The sequence below is a fragment of the Dictyobacter kobayashii genome, from assembly GCF_003967555.1.
GTDB classification, from domain to species: domain Bacteria; phylum Chloroflexota; class Ktedonobacteria; order Ktedonobacterales; family Ktedonobacteraceae; genus Dictyobacter; species Dictyobacter kobayashii.
Genome location: NZ_BIFS01000001.1, coordinates 956,331 through 978,836, shown reverse-complemented (window position 1 = coordinate 978,836; position 22,506 = coordinate 956,331). Strand labels below are relative to the sequence as shown.

The 22,506-nt window shown below is 49.8% G+C and carries 22 protein-coding genes and 1 pseudogene; 12 read left to right on the top strand and 11 right to left on the bottom strand.

Annotated elements, in window-relative coordinates; all coding sequences use genetic code 11:
* Positions 1-44: 44 nt before the first annotated feature.
* Both EL645_RS04310 and EL645_RS04305 read right to left on the bottom strand, forming a co-directional pair.
* Positions 45-890, bottom strand: a complete 846-nt coding sequence (locus EL645_RS04310; protein WP_126548877.1) for a ferredoxin reductase domain-containing protein — start codon at positions 888-890, stop codon at positions 45-47.
* Between the two features lie 303 nt (positions 891-1,193).
* The gene (locus tag EL645_RS04305) at positions 1,194-2,429 is read right to left on the bottom strand and encodes a tetratricopeptide repeat protein (protein WP_161977102.1); all 1,236 of its coding nucleotides are present in this window, start codon (positions 2,427-2,429) and stop codon (positions 1,194-1,196) included.
* A gap of 116 nt (positions 2,430-2,545) precedes the next feature.
* Between EL645_RS04305 and EL645_RS04300 the strand changes: the two genes are divergently transcribed.
* Positions 2,546-2,794 carry a hypothetical protein gene (locus EL645_RS04300; RefSeq protein ID WP_126548875.1) on the top strand — a complete coding sequence of 83 codons (249 nt, stop codon included), beginning with the start codon at positions 2,546-2,548 and terminating at the stop codon, positions 2,792-2,794.
* 97 nt (positions 2,795-2,891) lie between these two features.
* Here EL645_RS04300 and EL645_RS40665 read toward each other — a convergent pair whose 3' ends face one another.
* From EL645_RS40665 to EL645_RS40655, 5 genes are all read right to left on the bottom strand, one after another.
* On the bottom strand, positions 2,892-4,220 hold the full coding sequence (locus EL645_RS40665) for an amylo-alpha-1,6-glucosidase (RefSeq protein ID WP_218031731.1): 1,329 nt from the start codon (positions 4,218-4,220) through the stop codon (positions 2,892-2,894).
* Positions 4,221-4,235: 15 nt separating this feature from the next.
* Positions 4,236-5,111: a glycogen debranching N-terminal domain-containing protein gene (locus EL645_RS40660; RefSeq protein ID WP_218031730.1), complete on the bottom strand. Its 876-nt coding sequence runs from the start codon at positions 5,109-5,111 to the stop codon at positions 4,236-4,238.
* A 283-nt stretch (positions 5,112-5,394) separates the two neighbouring features.
* Positions 5,395-6,342, bottom strand: coding sequence for a glycoside hydrolase family 15 protein (locus EL645_RS04290; protein ID WP_246035515.1), 948 nt, complete (start codon positions 6,340-6,342; stop codon positions 5,395-5,397).
* Positions 6,343-6,367: 25 nt separating this feature from the next.
* Positions 6,368-6,580, bottom strand: a complete 213-nt coding sequence (locus EL645_RS46210) for a trehalase-like domain-containing protein (protein WP_246035276.1) — start codon at positions 6,578-6,580, stop codon at positions 6,368-6,370.
* A gap of 11 nt (positions 6,581-6,591) precedes the next feature.
* Positions 6,592-6,732 (bottom strand): hypothetical protein, encoded by a 141-nt coding sequence (locus tag EL645_RS40655; protein WP_218031729.1) that lies wholly within the window; start codon positions 6,730-6,732, stop codon positions 6,592-6,594.
* A 406-nt stretch (positions 6,733-7,138) separates the two neighbouring features.
* Here EL645_RS40655 and EL645_RS45260 point away from each other — a divergent pair.
* The 5 genes and pseudogenes from EL645_RS45260 to EL645_RS45250 form a co-directional block, all read left to right on the top strand.
* Positions 7,139-7,387 (top strand): annotated as a pseudogene (locus EL645_RS45260) (thiamine pyrophosphate-binding protein); the annotation flags it as partial.
* A gap of 63 nt (positions 7,388-7,450) precedes the next feature.
* The gene (locus tag EL645_RS45255) at positions 7,451-7,897 is read left to right on the top strand and encodes a cytochrome b/b6 domain-containing protein (protein WP_371865719.1); all 447 of its coding nucleotides are present in this window, start codon (positions 7,451-7,453) and stop codon (positions 7,895-7,897) included.
* A complete protein-coding gene (locus EL645_RS39060; protein ID WP_161977101.1) occupies positions 7,894-8,058 on the top strand; it encodes a hypothetical protein in 165 nt (54 codons plus the stop codon). The genes EL645_RS45255 and EL645_RS39060 overlap by 4 nt, the downstream gene beginning before the upstream one ends.
* 31 nt (positions 8,059-8,089) lie before the next feature.
* Positions 8,090-9,160 (top strand): histidine kinase dimerization/phospho-acceptor domain-containing protein, encoded by a 1,071-nt coding sequence (locus EL645_RS04275; RefSeq protein ID WP_161977100.1) that lies wholly within the window; start codon positions 8,090-8,092, stop codon positions 9,158-9,160.
* Between the two features lie 27 nt (positions 9,161-9,187).
* Positions 9,188-9,418: an ATP-binding protein gene (locus tag EL645_RS45250; protein ID WP_126554023.1), complete on the top strand. Its 231-nt coding sequence runs from the start codon at positions 9,188-9,190 to the stop codon at positions 9,416-9,418.
* A 446-nt stretch (positions 9,419-9,864) separates the two neighbouring features.
* On the opposite strand, the gene EL645_RS04265 is transcribed toward EL645_RS45250, so the two are convergent.
* Complete coding sequence (locus EL645_RS04265) at positions 9,865-10,497, bottom strand: arsenate reductase ArsC (RefSeq protein WP_126548872.1); 633 nt, start codon at positions 10,495-10,497, stop codon at positions 9,865-9,867.
* Positions 10,498-10,679: 182 nt separating this feature from the next.
* Here EL645_RS04265 and EL645_RS04260 point away from each other — a divergent pair, with 182 nt between their 5' ends.
* Positions 10,680-11,795: a GntR family transcriptional regulator gene (locus tag EL645_RS04260; protein WP_126548871.1), complete on the top strand. Its 1,116-nt coding sequence runs from the start codon at positions 10,680-10,682 to the stop codon at positions 11,793-11,795.
* 17 nt (positions 11,796-11,812) lie between these two features.
* Here EL645_RS04260 and EL645_RS04255 read toward each other — a convergent pair whose 3' ends face one another.
* Both EL645_RS04255 and EL645_RS04250 read right to left on the bottom strand, forming a co-directional pair.
* A complete protein-coding gene (locus tag EL645_RS04255; protein ID WP_126548870.1) occupies positions 11,813-13,957 on the bottom strand; it encodes a GH92 family glycosyl hydrolase in 2,145 nt (714 codons plus the stop codon).
* 257 nt (positions 13,958-14,214) lie between these two features.
* Positions 14,215-15,933, bottom strand: a complete 1,719-nt coding sequence (locus tag EL645_RS04250) for a 3-keto-alpha-glucoside-1,2-lyase-like domain-containing protein (RefSeq protein WP_161977099.1) — start codon at positions 15,931-15,933, stop codon at positions 14,215-14,217.
* A gap of 622 nt (positions 15,934-16,555) precedes the next feature.
* On the opposite strand from EL645_RS04250, the gene EL645_RS04245 reads away from it, so the two are divergent.
* The 5 genes from EL645_RS04245 to EL645_RS04225 all read left to right on the top strand — a co-directional run bounded on the left by EL645_RS04245 (position 16,556) and on the right by EL645_RS04225 (position 19,921).
* Positions 16,556-16,966 carry a type 2 periplasmic-binding domain-containing protein gene (locus tag EL645_RS04245; RefSeq protein WP_126548868.1) on the top strand — a complete coding sequence of 137 codons (411 nt, stop codon included), beginning with the start codon at positions 16,556-16,558 and terminating at the stop codon, positions 16,964-16,966.
* Positions 16,967-16,974: 8 nt separating this feature from the next.
* Positions 16,975-17,649, top strand: coding sequence for an ABC transporter substrate-binding protein (locus EL645_RS04240; RefSeq protein WP_126548867.1), 675 nt, complete (start codon positions 16,975-16,977; stop codon positions 17,647-17,649).
* A 61-nt stretch (positions 17,650-17,710) separates the two neighbouring features.
* On the top strand, positions 17,711-17,926 hold the full coding sequence (locus EL645_RS04235; RefSeq protein ID WP_126548866.1) for a hypothetical protein: 216 nt from the start codon (positions 17,711-17,713) through the stop codon (positions 17,924-17,926).
* A 169-nt stretch (positions 17,927-18,095) separates the two neighbouring features.
* Entirely contained in the window at positions 18,096-18,998 is a 903-nt protein-coding gene (locus EL645_RS04230; protein ID WP_126548865.1) for a carbohydrate ABC transporter permease, read from the top strand.
* A complete protein-coding gene (locus EL645_RS04225; RefSeq protein ID WP_218031728.1) occupies positions 18,995-19,921 on the top strand; it encodes a carbohydrate ABC transporter permease in 927 nt (308 codons plus the stop codon). Before EL645_RS04230 ends, EL645_RS04225 begins: the two co-directional genes overlap by 4 nt.
* 115 nt (positions 19,922-20,036) lie before the next feature.
* Here the strand turns inward: EL645_RS04225 and EL645_RS04220 are convergent, their stop codons facing one another.
* On the bottom strand, positions 20,037-21,950 hold the full coding sequence (locus EL645_RS04220) for an RICIN domain-containing protein (protein ID WP_161977098.1): 1,914 nt from the start codon (positions 21,948-21,950) through the stop codon (positions 20,037-20,039).
* Positions 21,951-22,506 lie beyond the last annotated feature (556 nt).

The following is a 22,506-nucleotide window of genomic DNA, read 5'->3' as shown; positions in this document are numbered from 1 at the left end:
CTGTGTATGGGACCGTGCCTGAATGTGTATACTGTTATGCCAGATCACGATACTGGTGTTTCGCTATGAATGCCGGCGTCGATGAGTGCCTGTGATAAGAGTGCTGCAATACCGAGCATTGCGGCCCGTTGGCATAAAGAGGTGACATTTATTGTCGGTGCTTGTACCTTGAGGAGACCCAATATATCGTTCCATCGATCATCGGCGGCATTCTCCTGTCTCTGATAATCAATGAGATTCAGCAGTGTCATGTCTTCAGGCGATGGGAGAAACAGTGGGGCGCTTCCTTCGATGAGCATATGGGGTTGTCGACGCTCCAGGGCCTCTTTTTCAAGTGCAGTAGAGGGAAGGATGACGTCGATTTTTATGAGACGTGAGCGATGCAGAACGCTGAAAGATTCCCGTTGGAGGAGAGCAAGGGTGATCTCGTCTGGATCGAAGGCATAGGTGTGCTTCAGATGGTCACAGAGGAATGCAATGTGGTCCTCATTGAAATTGGCTAGAAAGTCAACATCCTGTATGGATCTAGGGAAGCCGTAGATTGAGCTTGCCATGGAACCCATGATAAGGATAGGGATGCCGATCTGTTCCGCGATCTTGATGATCGGGAGGGTGGCTTCCTGAATGTCTGGAGCTTGGAGGTTCCAGGGATGCTGTGTTTCAATCGCATGAGCAAAGAGGTGTGCCAGGTGACTTCCGTATTCGCGGGCGACGAATTCCATTGCACGGTCCTGTGGAGATGATCCGGGTGTTGTCTCAAGGTTGGCATACGCCATAGATTGTGTCCAACTGCGGATCGACGTGAACTTTTTGGCAACAGAAAAGGCACGGATGCGAGCAATCTGTATCCGTTCGAACTCGGGAGATGTATCGACCGATTGTGTTCTCATTGCGCCTGCTCCATGATCTGTGTTCTTCTCGAAGGATACCGAATGTTGACGAGTATGTCAAGTTCCGATGCTTATTTAGTAGTGAAAAGATGTTTATTATTTATGGGATATATAAGATGCTTTACAGGAAAGACCTACCTATTGCGTTCTGTTCTCTTTGTTTCCAACTCAGCACAATAGCGCCCTCGCTTTTTCCCATCTTGTCGAGATAGTTGCCTGTAACAATTTCTGTTTTTCTATGTTGCATCACGTGCTCGATGCCGTAAAGTGAAGCAAAGGCCATATGCTTTCATGTATCACGCTTTACACGGTGTGATTCGTCTTTCTTTTCTCCAGCGTAATCAGCGCGGCCCCAGAAGGGACACAGATCTCGACGCCTTCATGCTGAAGCTCGGGGGTGATCCTTTTTAGCTCATCAACAAATTTGGATGGCGCCCGATACCACTTCGCAAACGCATCGGGGAACTGGTTAGAAAGGAGCTCCTTGAACTGTTTGGCTGTTCCAGACCACTCTCGTTTCTCTTGCATCAATAAACAGATGGGCTGAAAAAGAGGAGATGCGCGCAATGAGGCTTTCAACTCTGCATCCTCTTTTTCCTGGTGCATCTGTTTGATCTCGGCACCTATTGCCTCATCGCTGAGCTCTTTGCCTGCCATTTGCAGTCGTGTCTTTGCTTCGGCCACCTGCTTGATGTCGACTTTTCCTAAGATGCAAATGACAGCATACAAAGATTCGGGCTTAAGAAGCTCTGCTCGTGAATAATCGTCATTGGCCTCCTCATACCTGAGCAATTTCTTCAACACACCGGCTCTGCCGACGAGTAGCGAGGGATTTTTCGGGCTCCGCTTCAGCGCTTTATTATAGACAGAGAGTGCCTGTTCATACCGCCCCAATTTCTTGAAGGCGTGGGCTTGAGCACTATACACCCTGATAAAATCTGGATTGAGGTGAAGGGCACGAGCGTACGCTTTGGCGGCCTCGGCGAACTGCTCAAGCTCGCAGAAGGTATCGCCGATCTTTTCATGTACCAGGACATCCTTCGGATCAAGCTGGGCCGCTTTTTGATAGGCAGCGAGCGCGCCTTCGTACCGTTGCTGTAAGGTCTGGATGTCGCCTTTCTCTTTATAAACAGATGGTTTGGCGGGGGAGAGCTCTTGGGCCTGTTGGCAGGTGGTCAATGCCTCATCATAGCGTTTCAGGCAGACGAGGACACGGGCTTGAGCGAGATAGAGATCCTCATCTTGAGGATCTAATCGTAGCGCTTGCTCATAGGCGGCCAGGGCCTCATCATAGCGGCCCAAATAACTCAACATGCGACCTTGCCCCTCATATCCCTCTGCCCATTGGGGATAAAGCGCGATACACCGCTCGCATGCTGCTAATCCGTCTGCATATCGTTTGTGGTCTGAAAGGAAGAAGAGCTTCCACTGATATCCCTCGAAGCTCGAGGGAGTGCGCTCGATAAATTGATCGTAGGTCTCCAGGGCATCTTCGTCACGACCTACTTGTGCCAGCAGTCTGGCTTTGTCTTGGTACAAAAACAAATCGTAGGGGTCTAGGCAGATCGCTTGATCGTACGCGGCAATCGCGTCCGCATTGCCTCACCAGAAAATTTCCTCCTTGCCTTTCTTCAAGTGAGTTCTTCTTCTGCCTCTTGAGCGAATTTTCCCTTTCATATTTCCTCTTTCTTTCACCTGGAGATACGATCTGGTACGCAGGGGTCAATAAAACCATTGAGCGTGTGCGCCCCAATGTCATCGTTACGCACTCCTGTGGCGCAATCTGGCAGCAAAAAGGTTACATCGTGATGGTTGCCGCACAGACGGTCGCCGTTTGCCAGGCTGCCCCGGAAAGTGTGGTGGTGGCAATGCACATGAACGCGGTCGATCACGCCACTATTTAGCGTACCGACCTGCGTACATTCGCCAGCGAGCAGGGCATTCGTGACACACAGCTTGTGATTCCGCAGTACGGTGAAACGCTGAACTTTGATTGATGTGTTAACCTTCCTCATCCATGACCTGGATCATGTCCTGTTGCGCGGTGCCTCGATTGGCCTGCATCTCCAGTACTTCCCAGTGGGATTGATCGCCCTGTTGCCAGAAACGCAGGGTGATGGAGCAAGATCCAACACGGAGGTGGTGGAGCGTGATGTCGGGCAACCAGTTGGGGAGCGTGGGATGAACGTAGAGGCGTTTGTGCGGTGCGTCAGCGCGTAGCCCCAGGATGGTACGCAACATATGGAAGATGCTGCCGGTGGCCCAGGCCTGTGGGATGTTGGCGCCCGCCGGATAGAGAATGGGAAAGTCTACCTCGCCAGCACGCTGCACGCCCGCGAAAACCTCTGGTGGCCGGTAGGCATCAAAGCGTTCGATGGCATCAAAGATGCCGCGGATGATCCGATTGGCTTCCTGCGCCAGCCCATAGCGCTTGAAGCCGTCGGCGATGATCCCGTTGTCCTGGGGCCAGATGGGGCCGCGCTGATAGGCAAAGGGGTTGTACGCAGCATTGTTGCGCGAGAGCGTGCGAATGCCCCAGCCACTCCACATATCTTCCTGCAAAAGCCGCCGCGCGGTGCGCTCGGCCTTATCCTGATCGGCGATGCCACTCCAGAGACATTGACCAGCGTTGGAGGCGACCGAGGTAATCTGCTTTTTATCAGGATCAAGCCCAAAGGCGAAGCAGCCCTCGTCCTCCATCCAGAACTTCTGGTTGAAGCGCTGCTTGAGTGTTTGCGCCTGTTGCTGCAGCGCCTGCGCCTGTTCTTGCTCGCCGAGGGCCGTGAAAACTTCAGCCATGCGCGTTTTGGCGTCATAGACGTAGCCCTGCAACTCGCAGAGCCCCTTGGGCTGCTTGACAGGTGTGCCATCAGCGTAGACAACGGCATCGCCCGCATCTTTCCAGCCGACATTGTCATAGTGGTATGGTGAGAAGCTTTTGTATTCCTGAAAACCGTCGCCGTCAATGTCGCCGTAGTGGTCGATCCAGTGCAGACATTTCTCGGCCACTGCGCGATATTCTTTGAGCAGTTCAACATTCCCTGTCCAGCGATAGGTTTCAGACAGGACGATCAGATAGAGGATGGTGGCATCGGCGGTGGCGTAGAATGGTGTAAATGGTACTTTGTGGAAATGCGCTAACGCTAACTCGCCAAAGCGGATCTCATGCATGATCTTGCCCGGCTGGGCGTCACGCTGATCATCGCGCTCCTGCGCCTGATGTTCCGCTAGCCGTTTCAGGGCGCCGCGCGCAAATCCTTCCGCCACAGCCATATTTTGATACGAGACGGTCAGGCTATCACGGCCAAAGAGGGTGACAAACCAGGGCACGCCTGCTGCGGGTATCTATGCCTCGTCGGAGACATCCATATCATAGATACGCAGCGCACCCATATCTTCTACCGCCTGTTGATACACACGATAGATATGGTGATTTGAAGTCGTGATACCTGTGCAGTGTGCCTGCCAACGCTCCTGTCGCTGCTCAAAATCGTTGCTTTGTTCTCGTCCTGATGTCAGAAGTGCTTTCGTTGCATTCATGTCCTCAGATGGCTGGCTGCATGATTCTGGCGCAGGCTTTTTCACGTGTTGCCCATGCTCAAGCCTTATCTCGCAACAGGTATGCCAGTGTTGATTGGGTGCCAGGGCTATCTCAATGCGGAGACGTCCATTCGCATAGCCCACCGCCACCTCATTGAGAATACAATAGCGTATCGCACGATGAAAGTCCTTGTTATCATAGGTCGTGTAGAGTTGCCTGTTTTGGGCATCCCATTGCGTCTGTTCCTGGCCTCGTTGGACGATATGTTTTGACTTCACCTCGAAGAGATCGGCGAAGTCGGAACGCATTGATAGCTCGAGCAAGAAGTGGATGGATTTGCCCGTGTAGTTAGCAATGTCTATATCTTCATGAATCCCTTCGTGCACGACACGATTAATTGTGACGCGCAGGGTTTGTTCATCAATGACTCCATCTTCTGTTTCGATGTGTGGATTGGTCAGGTGATAGCGCGCGGCATAGAACGTAAGCTGGCTTGAATTAATGACCTGTAACGGTACCTGGTTGATATACAGGCGATAAAAGCTCAGGAAGCGTGTATCGATGGCGTACACTCCCTGATCAGTATTTGAAATGATCTCTCCCGCCTGTGTCGTGACCATAAAGGTACGGCCCTGGCTGATGGTGATCGTAGGTGGACCTACTCGTATTTCGACTGGCATTCTGTTTTTCCTCTACCCTCTAAGCTGAGGCAAGCTCAGCACTTATGATGTTTGCTTCAAGTCCTTGAAGCTTTAGTCATAAAGGTTGTCTGATGTCGGGCGCGCATGTCCGCGATGAATATTTAGAGCTTTATCCAGGTGGTAGCAGGCGGTAATGAGTGCGAAATGGGTGAAGGCCTGGGGATAGTTGCCCAGGGCCACGCCTGCCGGACTGATCTCCTCGGCATACAGGCCAACGTGATTGCTGTATGAGAGCAGCTTTTCTAACCGCAGGCGTGCCTCGTCAAGTTTGCCCGCGCGCGCCAGGTCTTCTACCAGCCAGAAGCTGGCATGCGCTAAAGGTTCCTTCGTGCCCTTCTAATCCGTCATCCGCCGCACCCTGTGTGTAGCGCTTCACCAGGGCGCCGGCGCTCAACTGGCGCTTGATGCGCTCCACGGTGGAGAGCATGCGCGGCTCTCTAGTGCCGGTAAAATTCGTGATCATCAGCAGTAGGGCGCTGGCATCGATGGCATCGCTTCCATAATATTGCACGAAGCTTTGCTCTTTCTCGTTCCATGCCTTGTCCATGATCTGCTCATAGATCTGAGAGCGGATCTCCACCCATTTCTCGGTCGGGGCGGGCCAGCCGCGATCGCGCGTGATACGGATGGCGCGGTCAAAGGCTACCCAGCTCATCATGCGTGAGTGCAGGAAGTGCTTTGGACCTCCGCGTATCTCCCAGATCCCCTCGTCAGGCTCCTGCCAGTGGTCTGCCAGCCAGTCCAGAAGACGGCGCACATTGAGCCACAGATCATAGCTGATCGCCTCGTACTTATTGAAGATGAAAATAGCATCCATCATCTCGCCGTAGATGTCCAGCTGCGTTTGTTCATATGCCCCATTGCCAATGCGCACGGGACGGCTCTGCCGGTATCCCTCTAAGTGATCGAGGGTGATCTCGGTCAGTTTCTGCTGTCCATCGATGCCGTACATTGGCTGTAGCGTGCCGCTGTCATTCAATTGATGGCAGCGTTCATCCAGCCACCCCATAAACGCTTCGGCTTCCTGCGTCAGTCCAAGTGAGAGCAGGCTATAGAGCGAGAATGATGCGTCTCGTATCCAGGTATAGCGATAGTCCCAGTTGCGCTCTCCTCCAATTGATTCTGGTAAGCTCGTGGTGGCCGCCGCCACAATCGCTCCGCTTGGTGCATAGGTGAGCAATTTCAGGACCAGGGCCGAACGCTGTACCATCGTCACAGATCGGATCAATTTGTGGTCATGAGCAGGTGTACCAACCTCTGTCGGTTGGGGCGATACGGAAAAAACCGGCCTTATCCGCATCCAGAAGCGCGCCAAAGATGCTTGGTGAGTCAAAGCGAGGCAGGCAGCACCAGTCAATGGAGCCATTCTTACCCACCAGCGCTACGGTGTGCAGATTGCCTATGAGCGCGTAATCCTCAATCGGGAGATATTTTTGTGTTTCTGACATATATCTATCCCCTATAATCCAGCGGTAGTACGTGGGAGCCCACCTTCGATAAAGAAGGTCGCGCCTTCGTTCGCAAACTGAATAGCGATGGCACTGCCAATGCCACTATCGGATCCGGTAACAATGGCGATCTTCTGATCGATCTGTCCCATATGAGTATCCTTTCATTTTTTCAGCATATATTTATTATGTAAAAGAAGTTATAAACGCACGTATTGCTTGTACAAGAGCTTTTACAGCGGGCCAGCCTGACTGATTGCTTTGTGATTTCGCCCAATTCACCTCCTCGTATCGCTACGATAGTAAGTGGCTTATGCAAAGTGTAACTGGCGATGGTAAGGAAATAGTAAAAAAAGATGAACGCGAAAATATCCATTGCTTCCACTCAATCCCCGCTCATAGTGCCGCTGCAAGAATTTTTACCAAGTTATAACCAAAAGAATCTACACTATTCACATCAGCGTAACGAGAAGCCAACAATTTATAGATATTAATGCAGGCCCGGAGCCTGTTTATGCTGTAGAGTTCTATAATTAGCCGGAGAAGGAAGAACAAGAAATGAGTACAAAAGTCAGCGACTTTCTACTAGAACGTCTCTCGGAATGGGGTGTCAGGCGTATTTATGGTTATCCTGGTGATGGTATCAATGGCATCCTGGGTGGACTAGAGCGTCATCAGGATCTTTTTGAATTTGTTCAGGTGCGCCACGAAGAGATGGCGGCCTTTATGGCGACCGCGCATGCCAAGTTTACTGATGAGGTCGGCGTCTGCCTGGCTACCTCTGGCCCGGGCGCGATTCACCTCCTCAAGCTCTACTGGAATGACAATAGTACGCTCGGCAAGGAATGGATCAGGTTCACGAGAAAGAATGTGCCGGTGAATAAGGATGTCGTCTATACTTCGTTGGATGACGAGGTTCCGGCCTCACCCTGGCTGGCCCTGCCTGGAGGAAAAAATCTAGGCATTGGTCGGCACTGGCATTTCTTCTCCGTTATCTTCTGGATACTTAATGGGCTGATTTATGTGGTGCTGCTCTTTGCCACCGGTGAGTGGGCGCGTCTCATTCCGACCTCGTGGTCGATTGTGCCGGCAGCCTTTCACACCTTTCTGACCTATATCACGTTGCATATCCCGCCCGCCAGCGAATTTCATCCTTATGATCCGCTGCAGCAGCTGGCTTACGCTGGTGTCGTCTTTTTGCTTGCTCCGTTTATGCTGCTGACGGGGGCGACGATGTCGCCGGCGGTGGCCGCCCGCTTCCCCTGGTACATCAAGATCTTCGGGGACGGCAGGTTGGACGTAGCCTGCATTTCTTGAGCTTGCTGGCCTTTATCGGCTTCATCATTATCCATGTGTCCCTGGTGCTCATCGTTCATTTTCAGAACAACATTCGCGACATCGTGCTTGGTAGCGACCGGGCTAACTTCTGGTTGGCGCTTGGTATTGCTATCGCGGCATCTGGAGGCCAGTCTGGATAATCGTCTGTCGCTACAGAGCGAAAAGATGCAGATGGCGACATTCTCGTGGTTCGCGTCGGGGCACCAGTTCGATGCCCAATTTTTCAATCAGATGCTACAGGGGGAGTCTGGAAATGAATTCACAGCCGACAATCCGTCATATATCAAGTTTATCGACATCCACACGGGGAAGACGCTCTACCATTCATCTAATCTGAAAAGCGAAAGTTTTACCCTCGATCAGACCGATACGGAAACGATTCAACAGGGGCAGAATGTATTTCGTACGTACCAGCAAGATGGAACCCTGCAGGTGCGTACCCTGACTTTTCCGATACGTGATCACGCCCATGCCATTATTGCGATTGCCCAGATTGGTGGCTCACGGGCATCGATCAATGAAATGCAACGCGTTCTTCTCTTATTTCTGGCTGCGGGAATGCTCGTCGCGGCCTTGTTGGCCTACGTCATCGGCTCTCTCGTTGCCAATCGAGAGCTACGCCCATTAAGTAATTTAAGCTCAACCATGCTCGATTTCAGCGTGGACAGTCTCGGTGTGCGCCTTGCTCCTACATCATCGGCCACTGAAATACAACAATTGACCTATGCCTTCAATCACATGACAGAGAGATTAGAGAAAAGCTTTCAACTCCAGCACCGATTTGTTGCCGATATCTCACACGAGTTGCGCACCCCCCTGACAGCCATTCGCGGACAGATAGATATCCTTTTGATGGACCCCGATCTTCAGGGCACCGCTCATCAAGATGTACAAGAGATTAACATAGAGCTCCGGCGTGTCTCATGGCTGCTAACAAATTTACTGCTGATGGCCAGGGCTGAAGTGGGCATTGTACCTGCGCTGGACGAGAAGCATGTACAGGTTGTAGAACTAGATACGCTCTTGATCGAGATCTTACGACAACTGCAAGGTGATAAACAGCCCGTTATGCTGGAAATGGGGCAGCTAGAGCAACTCAGCGTACGGGGCGACAGAGATCTGCTCAAACATATGATTTTGAATATCTGTGATAATGCGTTGCAATATACACTGCCCGGGGGACATATCTTCGTGGAATTAACCATGCACCAGGATCCTCCTCACAGTATAGATAGCGAGTAGTGTAATCGGTGCACCTCATGGGCTACGATTCATATCTGTGATACAGGTCCAGGTATCGCGCCCAAGGATATACCACATATCTTTGAACACTATTACCGTGCACAGCAGCCAAACTCCCGCAGTAAGCATGGTGCCGGGCTAGACCTCTTCGTTTCCCGCCTCATCGCTAGCGCGCACAGTGGCGATATCACCGTTGATAGTCAACTCACAAAAGGATCATGCTTCTACATATGGTTACCAATGAAGCCTGTTAATTGACCGTCTGTCAAATCCCTTGCCTATCGGGAAGCTGAGCTCTATACGTTTTTTCGCTCAACTGCATCGCTGTATCTTTTCTTTCCACCGGGCCGTACTGTCATTATGGCACCTTCTCCTAATCTTTTACTATCACAGCAATATCTCGGATACGGCCAGGTTCTACCTACTCGAAGCCACACCCAGGCTGTGGTGTGAGATCCCGCTACTTATCGCATTGCCTCACCAACATTTTCCTTTTTTGTCCTCACAAATGCTATAGTTGGGGAACGCATCAGCAACCACCAGGCTTACTTCCATGGATGGCTCTATCTCTCGCGCGCGAAGCGCAGCACTAATGCCAGCATCGCTTCCTCCGATGATTACCAGGTGCATAATTGAAGCTGTCCTTTCACTGGAGGATAAACGTGATACGACGTCAGGCAATGGGTGTTAAGCCATGCGTTGCCCTACACTGTCAGCGTTTTGTGTTGATAGCGACGTTCGACGAGTGTCAAAAAGTAGCGAATCCGGGTGGTGAGCTGGGTAGCTGTTCGTTCAAAGGCCTGATAGCGTTCCTCTTCTGACCCTTCTCCCTGGACGGGATCGGGAAAGCTCCAATGAATGACCTCAGCTTCAACCGGCCAGGCGGGGCAGGACTCACGCACACGATCACAAACCGTAATGACATAGTCAAAATGCAGATCGCTCAGTTCATCAATATGCTTGGAACGGAGGTGGGTATGATCAACATCTAGGGACGCTAACACCTGAATGGTAGAGGGATGGACACCGGTGGGCCGGGTTCCTGCACTGGCGACCTCGACCCGCCCAGCGCTCATCTGCCGCAAGAGGGCTTCAGCCAGTAAGGAACGTGCGCTATTATGGGTACAGAGGAACAGAACACGCAGTGGTCGTTGCGGGATTGGCCACTGCTGCGGATCAGATGGCACCTCCAGGCTCCCAATCGCTGGATGTAAGACGTTGCCTGCGCTCAGATAGAGCGCACGCAGTGCTTCGAGATCAAGGCTATAGTACAGTGATCGCTCATCAGCGCTGCTGCGCCGCTCTTTGACCAGATGTTGTTCTCGCAGTTTCCGCAAATGATACGAGACGACATTCTAGCTGAGTAAGCCTGTTATGCGTCCTGAACCCTTATGCCAGGCTCGTTGACAGGTACCATTCTTCATGTTATGATCACCATAAATCCCTATTGATAACAATATTTTCTCTTGATTTGCTAACAAGTGGCTCAATAGTTGTTGCAATATTGCTCAGGATTATAATGGCAAAGAAGAACACAAGCTACCGGGTTATTTACGATCAATTACGTCGGCATATCTTTTCAGGTCACTATCGTCCAGGTGACAAGTTACCCACCGAAATGGAATTGGCAACGACCTTTGGTGTAAGTCGTGCAACAGGGGGTGCTGCGCTTAAAGCGCTTGAGCATGAGGGGTTAGTCAGTCGCTCTCCTCGCAGCGGCACCATCGTAACTCACCGCATCCTCGCTTCCCAGAATGGGAATAACCAACGCCTGATCGCCTGGATACAGCCCATCAACGATTTATATGCCTCGGAGCTCCTGCGTGCATGTCAGCATGCTGCGCATGAAGCCGGCTACTCTTTCCTCTTTCAATTGACCGATGATACTATCACCGAAGAAAAGGCTATTCAGCAGGTACGAGCCATCGGTGTCAGCGGAATCATGTTATTTCCTCGTGATGGCAAATCCTATAACATAGAGGTGCTACGTCTGATCGTTGATAAATTTCCGTTGGTGCTTCTGGATCGCTACCTGCGTGGTGTTGATTGTGGCGCAGTTTACAGCGACAATGTTAATGGTGCTCGCGATGTTATACGCGAACTGATCAATGCGGGGCACCGCAATATCTGTGCTGTTAGTTACAATACACAGGGAACGACCAGTATTGAGGATCGTCTTGAGGGGTATACCCTGGCGCTCACCGACGCAGGCATCGCCATTGATCGTTCACATATTTACATAGAAGAGCAATACCATTTGTTGTATCAAAACGAGCCCGTCTCGCAATCGCTCGTTGAGCAGTTTGCGGAATACCTGCGCAATAAACCAGAGATAACCAGCATTTTTGCTACCAATGGCCTGCTCGCCGAGATGGCCATGCGGGCGGCATTATACCTTGAGCTTGCTGTCCCGGAACAGTTATCAATAGTTTGTATCGATGCGGTGATGTCACCTTTGCAACTTACGCCTCTTTTTACCTATGGGGGACAGCAAACTCAAAAGATAGGGGAGACTGGCATTGAATTGCTCCTTGAGCAGATTGCAGGTTCTCCGCCTCGCCAGGTTGTTCTCCCCATGAAAGTAGTCTCTTCAAATTCAGTTATGCCTCCGTATGATCGCACCACGAATGCATAAGGTTATGCAACGCCTCCCTATGTAGTTTGTGGTGCCGTACTTGAGTATCTGGCAAATATTTGAGGTAGGGGTGGGATCTCTTGCTCACCCCATGAGCCAGGTTGGTCAGCCAGTGTAAAATGTAACACGCCTCCATGTACAATCTCATGATGGCGCAGCCATGCTCGTTGGAGTGGCAAGCCATTGAGTGTCGCCCCTACAATATAGCGTTGCCTTTCGCCAGCTTCAGGTGCCTCGATGATGAGATGGCTACCTTCATTTCCCAGTGCAATCTTGATACGTTTAAAGGCAGGAGGTGTAAGCAGATAAAGATCCTGTCCCATCACGGGATAGAGTCCCATACTACTACACATATACCATGCGCTTTGACAACCCATATCCTCATTATCGCTGAGTCCGTCACGTGTGGCATGGAAGTGTTGTTGGAGGAGTGTATATACACGTTCAGCTGTTTTGTCTGGCCGGCCAGCATAAATATAGAGGTAGGGAGTATGGAGCATAATCTCTTTCGATGCGTAATAGCCGAGCTCAAAAAAAGTATCCAGGTGTTGTATAAACGCTTCGGTTCCTCCATGACGTTCAATCAATCCAGCGAAGTCTTGCTGAACATTAAATGACCATTGCCAGCTATTACCCTCATAAAAATAAGGATCAAGCCACTGAAATATATGTTTATGTGTTGGATCAAATGGTTCTACCCAGGAACCATCATGGTTTTTGGGGGCAAATGTATGGAGGTCATCACGCCATAGATTCCATACGCGCTGGGAATAAGTATGGTATTCTTGAGCCGTCTCATATTGTTTCAGATACATGGCCAGTGTTCCGATGCACCAATCTTGATAGGTATATTCGAGATGTTTGGAGACGCTACTAAGTGGCACATCGGTAGAAACATATCCCAGGGTTGAGTAGTCTTGCAGATACCTTCCATAGAAAAGGGGGTCTGGAGATTGCACCTCATTATTTTTGCGCATGTAATGCAATGCTTTCTGATAATCAATTCCCTGTAAACCTTTGAGCGCGGCCTCACAAAATAGAATATCAGCAGAGCTACCACCTTGTATTTTAGCGCTGTGACCTGCGATCCAGGCATCAGGTAGCCAGCCAGTATGCTCTGCAATATCCAATAGGGCGTTCAGAAAGGCTATCTCTAGATCAGGATGAAAGAGCGTGATCAGAGCATTGGCGTTGCGAACGCTATCCCACACACAATAGAAATCCGTAAATTGGCGTACACCAGAGTGCCAGGAAGGGTTTTCGTCATCCACCCCCAGGTCACCAGGCATACAGAGCAAGCGGGTAAAGAGTGTGTAAAAAAGTGTTTTTTGCTCAACTGTTCCTCCACTCACGCAGATGCGAGAAAGCTCGTGTTCCCAGATTTCTACAGCTTCTGCATGGATCTGGGAAAAGCTTTTCTGCCCCACCTCTTGCTCGACGTTTGCGCGTGCCTTAGCAATACTGACATAGGAGATGCCTACAGAAAGATTGACCTCGTGTGCCAGACCAAAAGAGGCCAGTGCCTGGCAATTAGGACCGACCGCAAATAGATTTTGTGTTGAATCATCCTGGCTGTATGCTGTACGTTGGAGTGCTTCCTGATCGAAGTGTGCGTAGAAGTAAATGGAATAAGGAAACTGATGACCCCAACCACCCTGGAGATCGGCTCGCCCAACAATCTCAGTCGTCGAAATCCATTCGATGTGCCCGCTTATCGAATGCGCACTGTCCTCCCTGCTTGTTTGAATTACTGAGCCAGCGTCAAGCAAGATCTGTGCCTCCGCTCCATCTGGAAATGTATAGCGATGAACACCAACATGTGAGGTGGCAGTAAGTTCTGCTTTGATATGTGCAGGTTCTAACATTACATGGTAGTAGCCAGATCCAGCCTGCTCTTGCTGGGCTATGTATCCCTTCTGAGCGGTATGTACATCAGTGATAAAAGGGAGGATGCCAATATTGCCGTAGCGCCCTTCGCCACCTGTGCCGCTGACGTGAGTATGACTAAAACGAATGATAGGCTGCCCGCTCTGATATCCATTGGGTGGATGTGGAATAGCGGTGTCAGGTCCTGGCCGGACCAGGCTCAATGGTAGATAGGGTCCACATAGACAACTCCCCCAATTATCTACGCCAATAAAGGGATCAACAAATTCCTTCATCCTCCAATGATCCTTTCAAACCTGTTTGTGTGAGTCGCGCTTGCTGATGGCACTGAGCAATTTTTATGCATGTATGCCCTGGTTACGCTCATCTCTTCTTGCGATATATAGCCCCGAAATAGGCCGGGGCACATCGCGTGTGAACGCAGTGTGCCCCGGCGTTGATTTTCTGGCTTTAAGTTCGGGGAGTCTTATGACCAGAAGTCTTTGTGGCAGTGCCGAAGGTTAAGCCTGCCCGCTCTGGACAGGCTTAACCTTTATTGTGCTGTCACAGAAATGTTGCGCCAGCTTGCCGTTCCACTGTGAGTGCGTATTCCGATCTGACCGGTTGTAGAGGAACAACCATTGTCAGTATAATTCAAGGTACCCTGGTCGGACGAACCTGCAGCAGAGGCTGCAATTGACAATGTGCAGCCCTGTACACCAATATTCAGGTGATACCAGGTATAGGTAGAGACGCCGCCGGGAATAGTTCCACTGCCCAGCGTTGTCCAACTGCCGTTGCTCTCACGTCCCAGATAGAAGCCTCCACTGCTGATGCCAACGACATAGCCGCTTAGCGCATCAATGCCGGTTGAGGGATCTGTGACGCGAACTATGAAACCAGCATCATCATCGTTGGCGGTGAGTTGTACATCACCAGACAATGTATAGTTACTCCATGCAGTGGAACCAACGACAGCTTTGTCTCCCTGACCACTGTATGAGGTATCGCTATAGACGCCATTAGAGACCGACCAGTTTCCACCATAGGTTACCCAACCTGCGTCAGTGCCACTGGAGAAGGGATCGTTATATGGTAGCACTCCCGCATTGGCCGAACCTGCAACAATCTGACAGTTATTATCTGCTGTTAACTGACCTGCCAACTCAAGCAAGCTACTGCCGTCGCTAGAAGGTAAGAGGGAGGACGAGTAGTTGGCACAATGATCGCCGCTATTTGGTATATTGACATTGAATGGAGCTGTCATTTTGTACCAGGTTCCGGTGCCGCTGAAGTCGGTGGTTGTCAAGAGCGTCGAACCACTTCCTCCATTGGGACTGTTACTAAGGTATTTGCCAACGAGGATTAATTCACCATTTGGTCCGCCCCCAGGACTCCAGACCAGGCCGGTCGTGCTGGTGAAATAGCTACCATCACTTGCCTGGGGTATAGAACCAAGATTAGATGCATTTCCCCAGTTGTCTCCATCAGAGGACGTTCGTACATGAACCGAGCAACCAGGATTCCCACACACCTCATATGCCATTATGTATGAGCCGTCAGGTAGTTTCACAACGCTGGCCATGCCGGGACGAGTATTATTGTCATTGACCGCGACATCGTATACTTCAGATCCCCAGGTCTGGCCACCATCTGTCGATATGACATGTCCAAGTAATTGATTATAGCCATCGCCTTGATGGCGCTCATCTGAGAAATAGCATATCAGGTTCCCATTATTATCTATTGCGAGATCTGGCTCCCACAGACCTTTTCCGCTCCCTTGCCCACCAGTCGCGACGTAGCTCAGAAAATTCCAGGAATTGCCTTGATCTGTACTATACCAGATACCAATGGAAAGGCCAGTGCCAATAGTTCCGGCCAGTAGCAGGGTCCCGGCGCTCAATGATCCCGTCTGCTGAGGTACCTCGAAGAGTGCGACACAGCAGTTGCCTGCGGAGGCATCGGCAGGGCTGACCGTACTGAGATAGTTCCAACTACTGCCACCATTAATGCTTGTATAGACAGGGAAGGCCTGACCATTGTTGGTATCAGCTGACGCAATTAAGGTTCCGTTTGGTAAGCTCGAGTTATTACTATGCGCCAGGCGAATAACACGTGGATAGTCCGTCAGGCTAGTTCCAACAGCAGTCCCACTCGCAGCATGAATTGGCGATACTTCATAAGCAGCCCGAAGGGCAAAAAAACTGAGGGTGAGTGCACATACCAGAGCCAGCTGACTCAACATTGACCAATGAGATTTCACCATCATTGTGGTTTCTCCTTCATCAAGGATAATCTTTGATGAGCAAAGGAGTACAACCATCATAGCTGTACTGCTATTCACGTCATGAAAAAGCTGTTGCATGTCAAATACTGGTTGCGACAGCAAAATAGCGTTTCTACACCTCCTGTTGCTATGAGGCATGAATTCAATTGACGGTAAATATTCATAAATTGCTAACAATTTAGCTGATACATATGTATCATATCAGGTTTTGCGTTGTCAATAGTGCCGATGATAAACTCTGCTCGGATCCTGCTTTTGTGCCTATCTACTCTGCTGTACTGGCTCTAGGAGCTTAACGATATCGATGAGTATTTGAACGGAGGTAAAGGATGACGAGTTGGGTCTGTAAAAATGTAATGCCTAACTGATCATAAAATTAATTGTTGACAATTAGGAAATTATTGTTTATATTTTGTTCATAGCCTTTCAGGTCACTGTCGCTATGTTGATACTTTACCCGCGTATTTATTGTTTTGTAACAGCTTTTTTTATTTAAGGATTGATAGCAAGAGAACCAGGAAGCAACTGCCATTTTCTCAGGAATGTTAGGTTGGCTTCTTTTTCCTGGTGCTTCTCTCGTGTATCAGTCAGGAGAAGAGCAACAATGTGGTACACTTCTTCCGAGTTGAATGCGCAGGATGCATCAACTCATACTCGCACTTGTGGGCGCTGGTTGTCCTTTGTTTCTGTTTCTATGTTGCTTCTGGTGGTGTTGCTTTCGGCCTGTGGAGGCTCAACTACTGGGAGTCAACCGAATATTACCTTAAAGCTTATTACCTGGAACAACCCGGCAACCGTCAAAGCATTGACCAAACTGGACAATGCATTCCACCAGAAGTATCCTAATATTACAGTGCAACCAACAATCGTTAGTTCGGACACGTACGATTCGCAGCTGGCGCCTACTCGCTTGCAGGCAAATGATGTAGATATCTTGTCTACCGAGGGGGGTTCACTACAACGCCTCAATCGTGGACACCCAGTGCCGCAAAACCAACCTGGCAACAATGGGTAGATGCTGGTCTGATTAAGGATCTTTCTGGTCAGCCTTTCTTGAATAACTTTTATGCATCGGCCATCAAGAATGCCTCGACGTACAATGGGAAAGTATACTCGGTGCCCAGTGGCCTGGTAGCGTATACGGGCATTATGTACAACAAAGATATTTTTTCAAAGTATAATTTGCAGGTACCTAAAACGTACAGTGACTTTGTGCATGTGGCTGATGTACTGAAATCCCATGGCGTAAGTGTAATTACTACTGGCGCGAAAGAAGCATGGCCGGTGAACTTGATGGCCTACAGCATTATGGCAGGTTATCAACCCGATCAAATGGCGACACTTAAGGGCTTGTGGACCGGCTCAGTGAAATTTACTGATCCGAAGATGGTACTGTTGCTACAGCATGCGCAGAAGTTTTTGAGCTATATGGAAACCAACTTTACTGGTGAAGATAGCTCTGCGGCACTTGGTCGCTTTGCCAGTGGGCAGACCGCAATGCTATTAACAGGCTCATGGGATGCCCCAACAGCGTTGTCGACAAATCCTGGCATACAACTGGGTTACTTTCCCACACCTCTGAGCGATACTGCCAGTGATAATTTACACCTACAAGGAAAATATGCTGATGAATGGTATATCGCTGCGCACTCTAAGAACCAGGATGCAGCTTTGAAATGGGCTCCAGTTTTTCTCTGATCATCAGAATTATGCAACATTTGCCGGCACTAATGGCATCTTACCGGTTCAAGATGTCTCGGTGAATGTACCGCTAAGTGCTGAACTGAAGCCTTATATTGCTGACTTCCAGGTCGCCTGGGACCAAATCTCAATCCAACCTAGCAACGTTGGCCAATATGCCGTTGGCGTCTATCCAAACCTATCACTTCTCTCTCCAGCCGGTAACATCGCAGGAGCGCAGGAACTGGCACAAAAAGCAGAGTCAGATTGGGCGGCTGCACTACAGAAAAAATAGTACATCCAGGTAAGATATGAGATGAAGGTTTCGTTGCGTGCTGATGCATGCAATGAGACCATCTCGTCGATTTGCACCGTGCCTGCCTGGTGTATGCGTGCAACATCCTCTGCATTTTTTTGTTCATACCGCTTTACGTGGTTGAATCATATATAGAAAGGAACACAGAATGTATGGTAAAGGTTGGTCCAGAGCTGTTCCATATCTATGCTTCCTCCCTGGATTATTGCTTTACGTGGTGATTACGCTTGGCCCCTCGCTCGCCACAACAGTGTTTTCGTTTACTGACATTTCAGGTACGCCCAACACGCCCTGGCATTTTATAGGCCTGGCTAATTATAGTGAATATCTCTTTGGAAGCAATGCGCGTGATAATCTGGCTGCCTTCCAGCGTACAATCATTTTCTGTATTTCCGTTACGCTGATACAGAATGGTGTTGCGCTTTTCCTGGCAGTACTGCTCAATCAGAAAATCAAAGGGTCCACTTTTTTTCGCACCCTTATCTTTTTGCCAACCGTGCTTGGTGTAACGGTCATTGGACTGGTATGGACCATTATATTCAACCCCATCAATGGTCCTGTTGAGCAATTTTTGCATCTTTTGAACCAAAACTCCCCCTTGTTGGGCTCTTTTAACCTGGCATTCCCACTTGTCATCTTCGTCCAAATCTGGTCATCAGTTGGATTTGCAATGGTGATTTACCTGGCGGGAGTACAGACCATTCCGGCTGAACTGATTGAGGCTGCACGTATTGATGGTGGACGCCCCTGGCAGGTTTTCTGGCTTGTGACCTTCCCCTTGCTCGCATCGTTTGTCACCATCAATGTTTTGTTATCCATTATCAGTTCTTTGCAAAGTTATCAATTAATCTATGTACTCACTGGTGGTGGCAATGGCAATGTAGGTGGTTTCAACACTAGTGTGCTAAGCTTACAAATTTTCAGTTCTGCATTTTCCCAGGGGATGCGCCAGGGATATGCTTCAGCGCTAGCTGTGCTGCAATTTCTTCTGGTTTTGATCATTGCGCTTATTGCCCAGATATACCTGCGCCGTAGAGAGGTTCAACTATGAATAACTATCTATCCAAATCGACTGCCACTAGAGATGATCAGGCAGTGGATGTACCTGTAGCAATCTCTCAACGGAGTAAACGCTATGTCAGGCCTGACTCGATGCAAAAGCATCGTCTATCGGTGTTGACTGTTGGAAGCTATGCTATCATCTTGCTTGCCACGGTGCTGTATCTCTTCCCTCTGGCATACCTGGTGAATATCTCATTTAAGACATTGAGTGATTACTTTCAGAATCCGACCGGTGTGACAAAAACGGTTGCCTGGGTCAATTATGTAAATGCCTGGAATGAGGGAAATTTTGGCGCCTATTTCTTCAATACCGTCTTTTATACCATCGTTGCAACAGGTGTTTCGGTGCTTTTTTCGCTTTTTATCGCATTTCCTATAGCGCGTGGATATGTAAAAGCTAGTCGCTTCTGGTATACGCTCTTTGTTATTTCATTGTTCTTACCATCGGCGCTTATCCCTCAATTTCAGCTCATTTTGCATCTGGGACTCTACGATACGCAAATCGGCTATATCCTTGTGGCTTCCAATCTAGGTCTGGGTCCATTTTTGATTGCCGGTTACCTCAAGTCAATTCCAAAGGAACTGGATGAAGCAGCAACCATCGATGGCTGTGGTTATGTTCGCTATGTTTTGACGATTATTATTCCCTTGTCCAGACCTATTCTTGTGACTGCGCTCCTGTTGCACGCTATTGATGTGTGGAACGACATCATTGGTCCAACAATCTATCTCTCTAATCCCTCGTATTCTCCCATTTCTCTGGGCCTATTCTCGTTTTTTGGTCTCTATACTAATGACTGGGTTACGTTGGCAGCGGCGACAGTGATTGTTGCAGCACCATTGATTGTGCTCTTTATTTTTCTTCAGCGCTACTTTATATCGGGGGCTTTATCCGGTGCCCTCAAGGCATAACTTGTCATATGGGCCTTCTGGGACTCATTGCATGGGTGAGGATCAGCCCTTACAGTATCGACCATAAGGGCTGATTGTACTTGATTGTACTATCTGATGTTTCTATGGAAGAAGGTTATACTTGTACCAGTTGCCATTGTTGATTGGCGCCACCCCAATAGCTCCATTGTTGGATGGTCGCGCCATCACTGGTCGATTGGCCATTAACATCAAGCACTTTACCACTGTTGCGATTAACGATTTCGTCGTAGCCACCGCCTACGTCGACCAGGCTCCACTGCTGATTCGTTCCACCATTATCAGTGTACTGGTCCACTCCTCCTCCATCCGCCGTTGACTGGCCGCTGACTTCGAGGACCTTGCCACTCCCGACGTTGACGAACTTATAGTAGCCATTTCCTACAGAAACCATATTCCAGTGTTGATTGGCGCCACCATTATCATGGAACTGGATGATCGGCGCGCCATCGTCTGTTGATGCCAGGTTCACATCAGCCACTTTGCCACTGTTGCGGTTGACTAGTTTGTAGGTCGCTGTTGTGCCACCACCTCCACCGGTTCCTCCGTTATAGGTGGTGTTGGGAATAACGAAGGTAGTGATCGATTGGGCCGGCAAGGTGGTGCTGAGTGTGTTGTTGGAGATAGAGAGCGCTGAGAGTTGCTGCAAATTCTCGCTGGCCGTGGTTTGATAGGGGGTCGCCGAACTACCAACGCTGGTGAAGGCGGAGAGATCATACGAGACGCTGCTGTCGCTGCTACTATTGTTGGTAGCGACGATGGTTAACGAATTGCTGCCGGGATTCAATGCGGTAAATGTGCTGGCATCGTTGTTACCGATCATGATAGAGCCTGGACGGACGAATTTACTGTAGTTACCCATTGCGTAGTAGCGAGCCGGATACGAGATATTGTTGTTGCCATCGCGTAATGCCAGCCCCCACACATCCTGTCCGTTCGCGCCAGCCCCTCCCTCGTTGACCGCCTGCCAGGCAACCCAGGCGCTGGGATGCAGATGTTGCTCATCATCAAGGACCTCGTTTGAAAGCGCGAGCGCCGCATTGATATCTGAGCCTTGCGAATAGGCACCCCATTCGGACATCCAGAGCCGCTTGTTATCGGTCTGCCCGATGCTGGCGTATGCGGTATTGCGATCGCTATCACTGCCGGCATAGGTGTGGGTATTCCATTGGGCCAGGTCTGCTTTCGTGCTGCTCGAGTATGAATTGTAAGCATTGACCGAGTTGCCTACGGAGAAGTCGTCCGGGGCACTGATTTGCGTATAGGCTGAGGCGCCGTTCTGGTTCAAGGCAGTGGCGAGCAGGGGAATGATAGTATTCTGGGTGCTGGTCGAGACATACATGCCTTCCTGGGTTCCCGTTGAGTTCCAGTAGGTACCACTGGGTTCATTGAATGGATCGACGGTTTGCAGCGTGATGCCGAAACTATCATGAAAGTGCTGGTCGATGGTTGCGATATAGTTCGCATAGTCATTATAGTGGGCGGAATTAAGATTCTCGGCTCCGTTGGGTCCGCCGGCGGTGCAACTGTTGTTGAGCATCCAGGCGGGAGGAGAATTGACAAATCCCTCGAAAACGTTCGCTCCACGCGCCTGCGCCGCCTGGGCGAACCAGAGCTGATTGGCATCCTGTGTCCAATCGAAATTGCCCTGAGTCGGTTCAAAGGAAGGTACGTTTCTCCCCTCGCCCATCTGATTATGGCAGACGTTGCCCGGACCGTCTGCGCCAAAGTTGTAGCGAACGACGTTAAGGCCGATACCTTTGTTGGGATCATAGAGAGCATCGGCCAGTGAGGTCCGTTGACTATCGCTCCAGCCACCGATAATATTGGCCCACCAGGCGAGGCTCGTTCCCCAACCTTGAAGCGTCTGGTATTGTTGCCCTGGTGAGATGACTATCGAGGTTGCGGCAGAGGCTTTGGATGCATTAAATAGCTGAAGTGAAAAAAGGGTCGCTCCAATGACCAGGAACGAAAGGCCAGCCATGGCGTATTTTTTGCAATGTTGTAACACGTACACTCTCCTTGTGGAATCGCGATACCTCATTGTGCGCAGAAGCAAAAGGGCTACCTATTGCTCCTGTACAATAAAACAATCTGATATTCAGAGAGCGAAAAGACTCTACAATCCTTGTAGTTTTTCATAGTCAGTAAGTACTTGCTCTCTCAATGTTTATTATATTAACATAAATAAAGGCAAATAGATAGAGTGGCGGTGTTTTTACATGGATAGAGTGGCATGTCCTGACGCTTCTAAAACGGCCTCACCCTTGCCTGATCCTATTTGTAGCACCCTTGTAGCGTTTACGTTATGCAGGGGTAGCCCATTAGTCATCGGGCATTATAGTATGTTCTATGAACATTTATTATATTAACATAAGTACCTGGAGATGGATTGAGGCCGTTGCTCTAACGTCTGAGGAAAGAACCGCCATGACCCCTGCCGTCGCTGAGCGCATGCGCAATTCGGATGAAGGCGGATTCAGGAGGAAGCGTGGTTATCAGCAACCACGCTTCCTCTTTTTCTATTTCACATCATGATTCCTCTTGCCAAAAATGCTTGCCTTGCC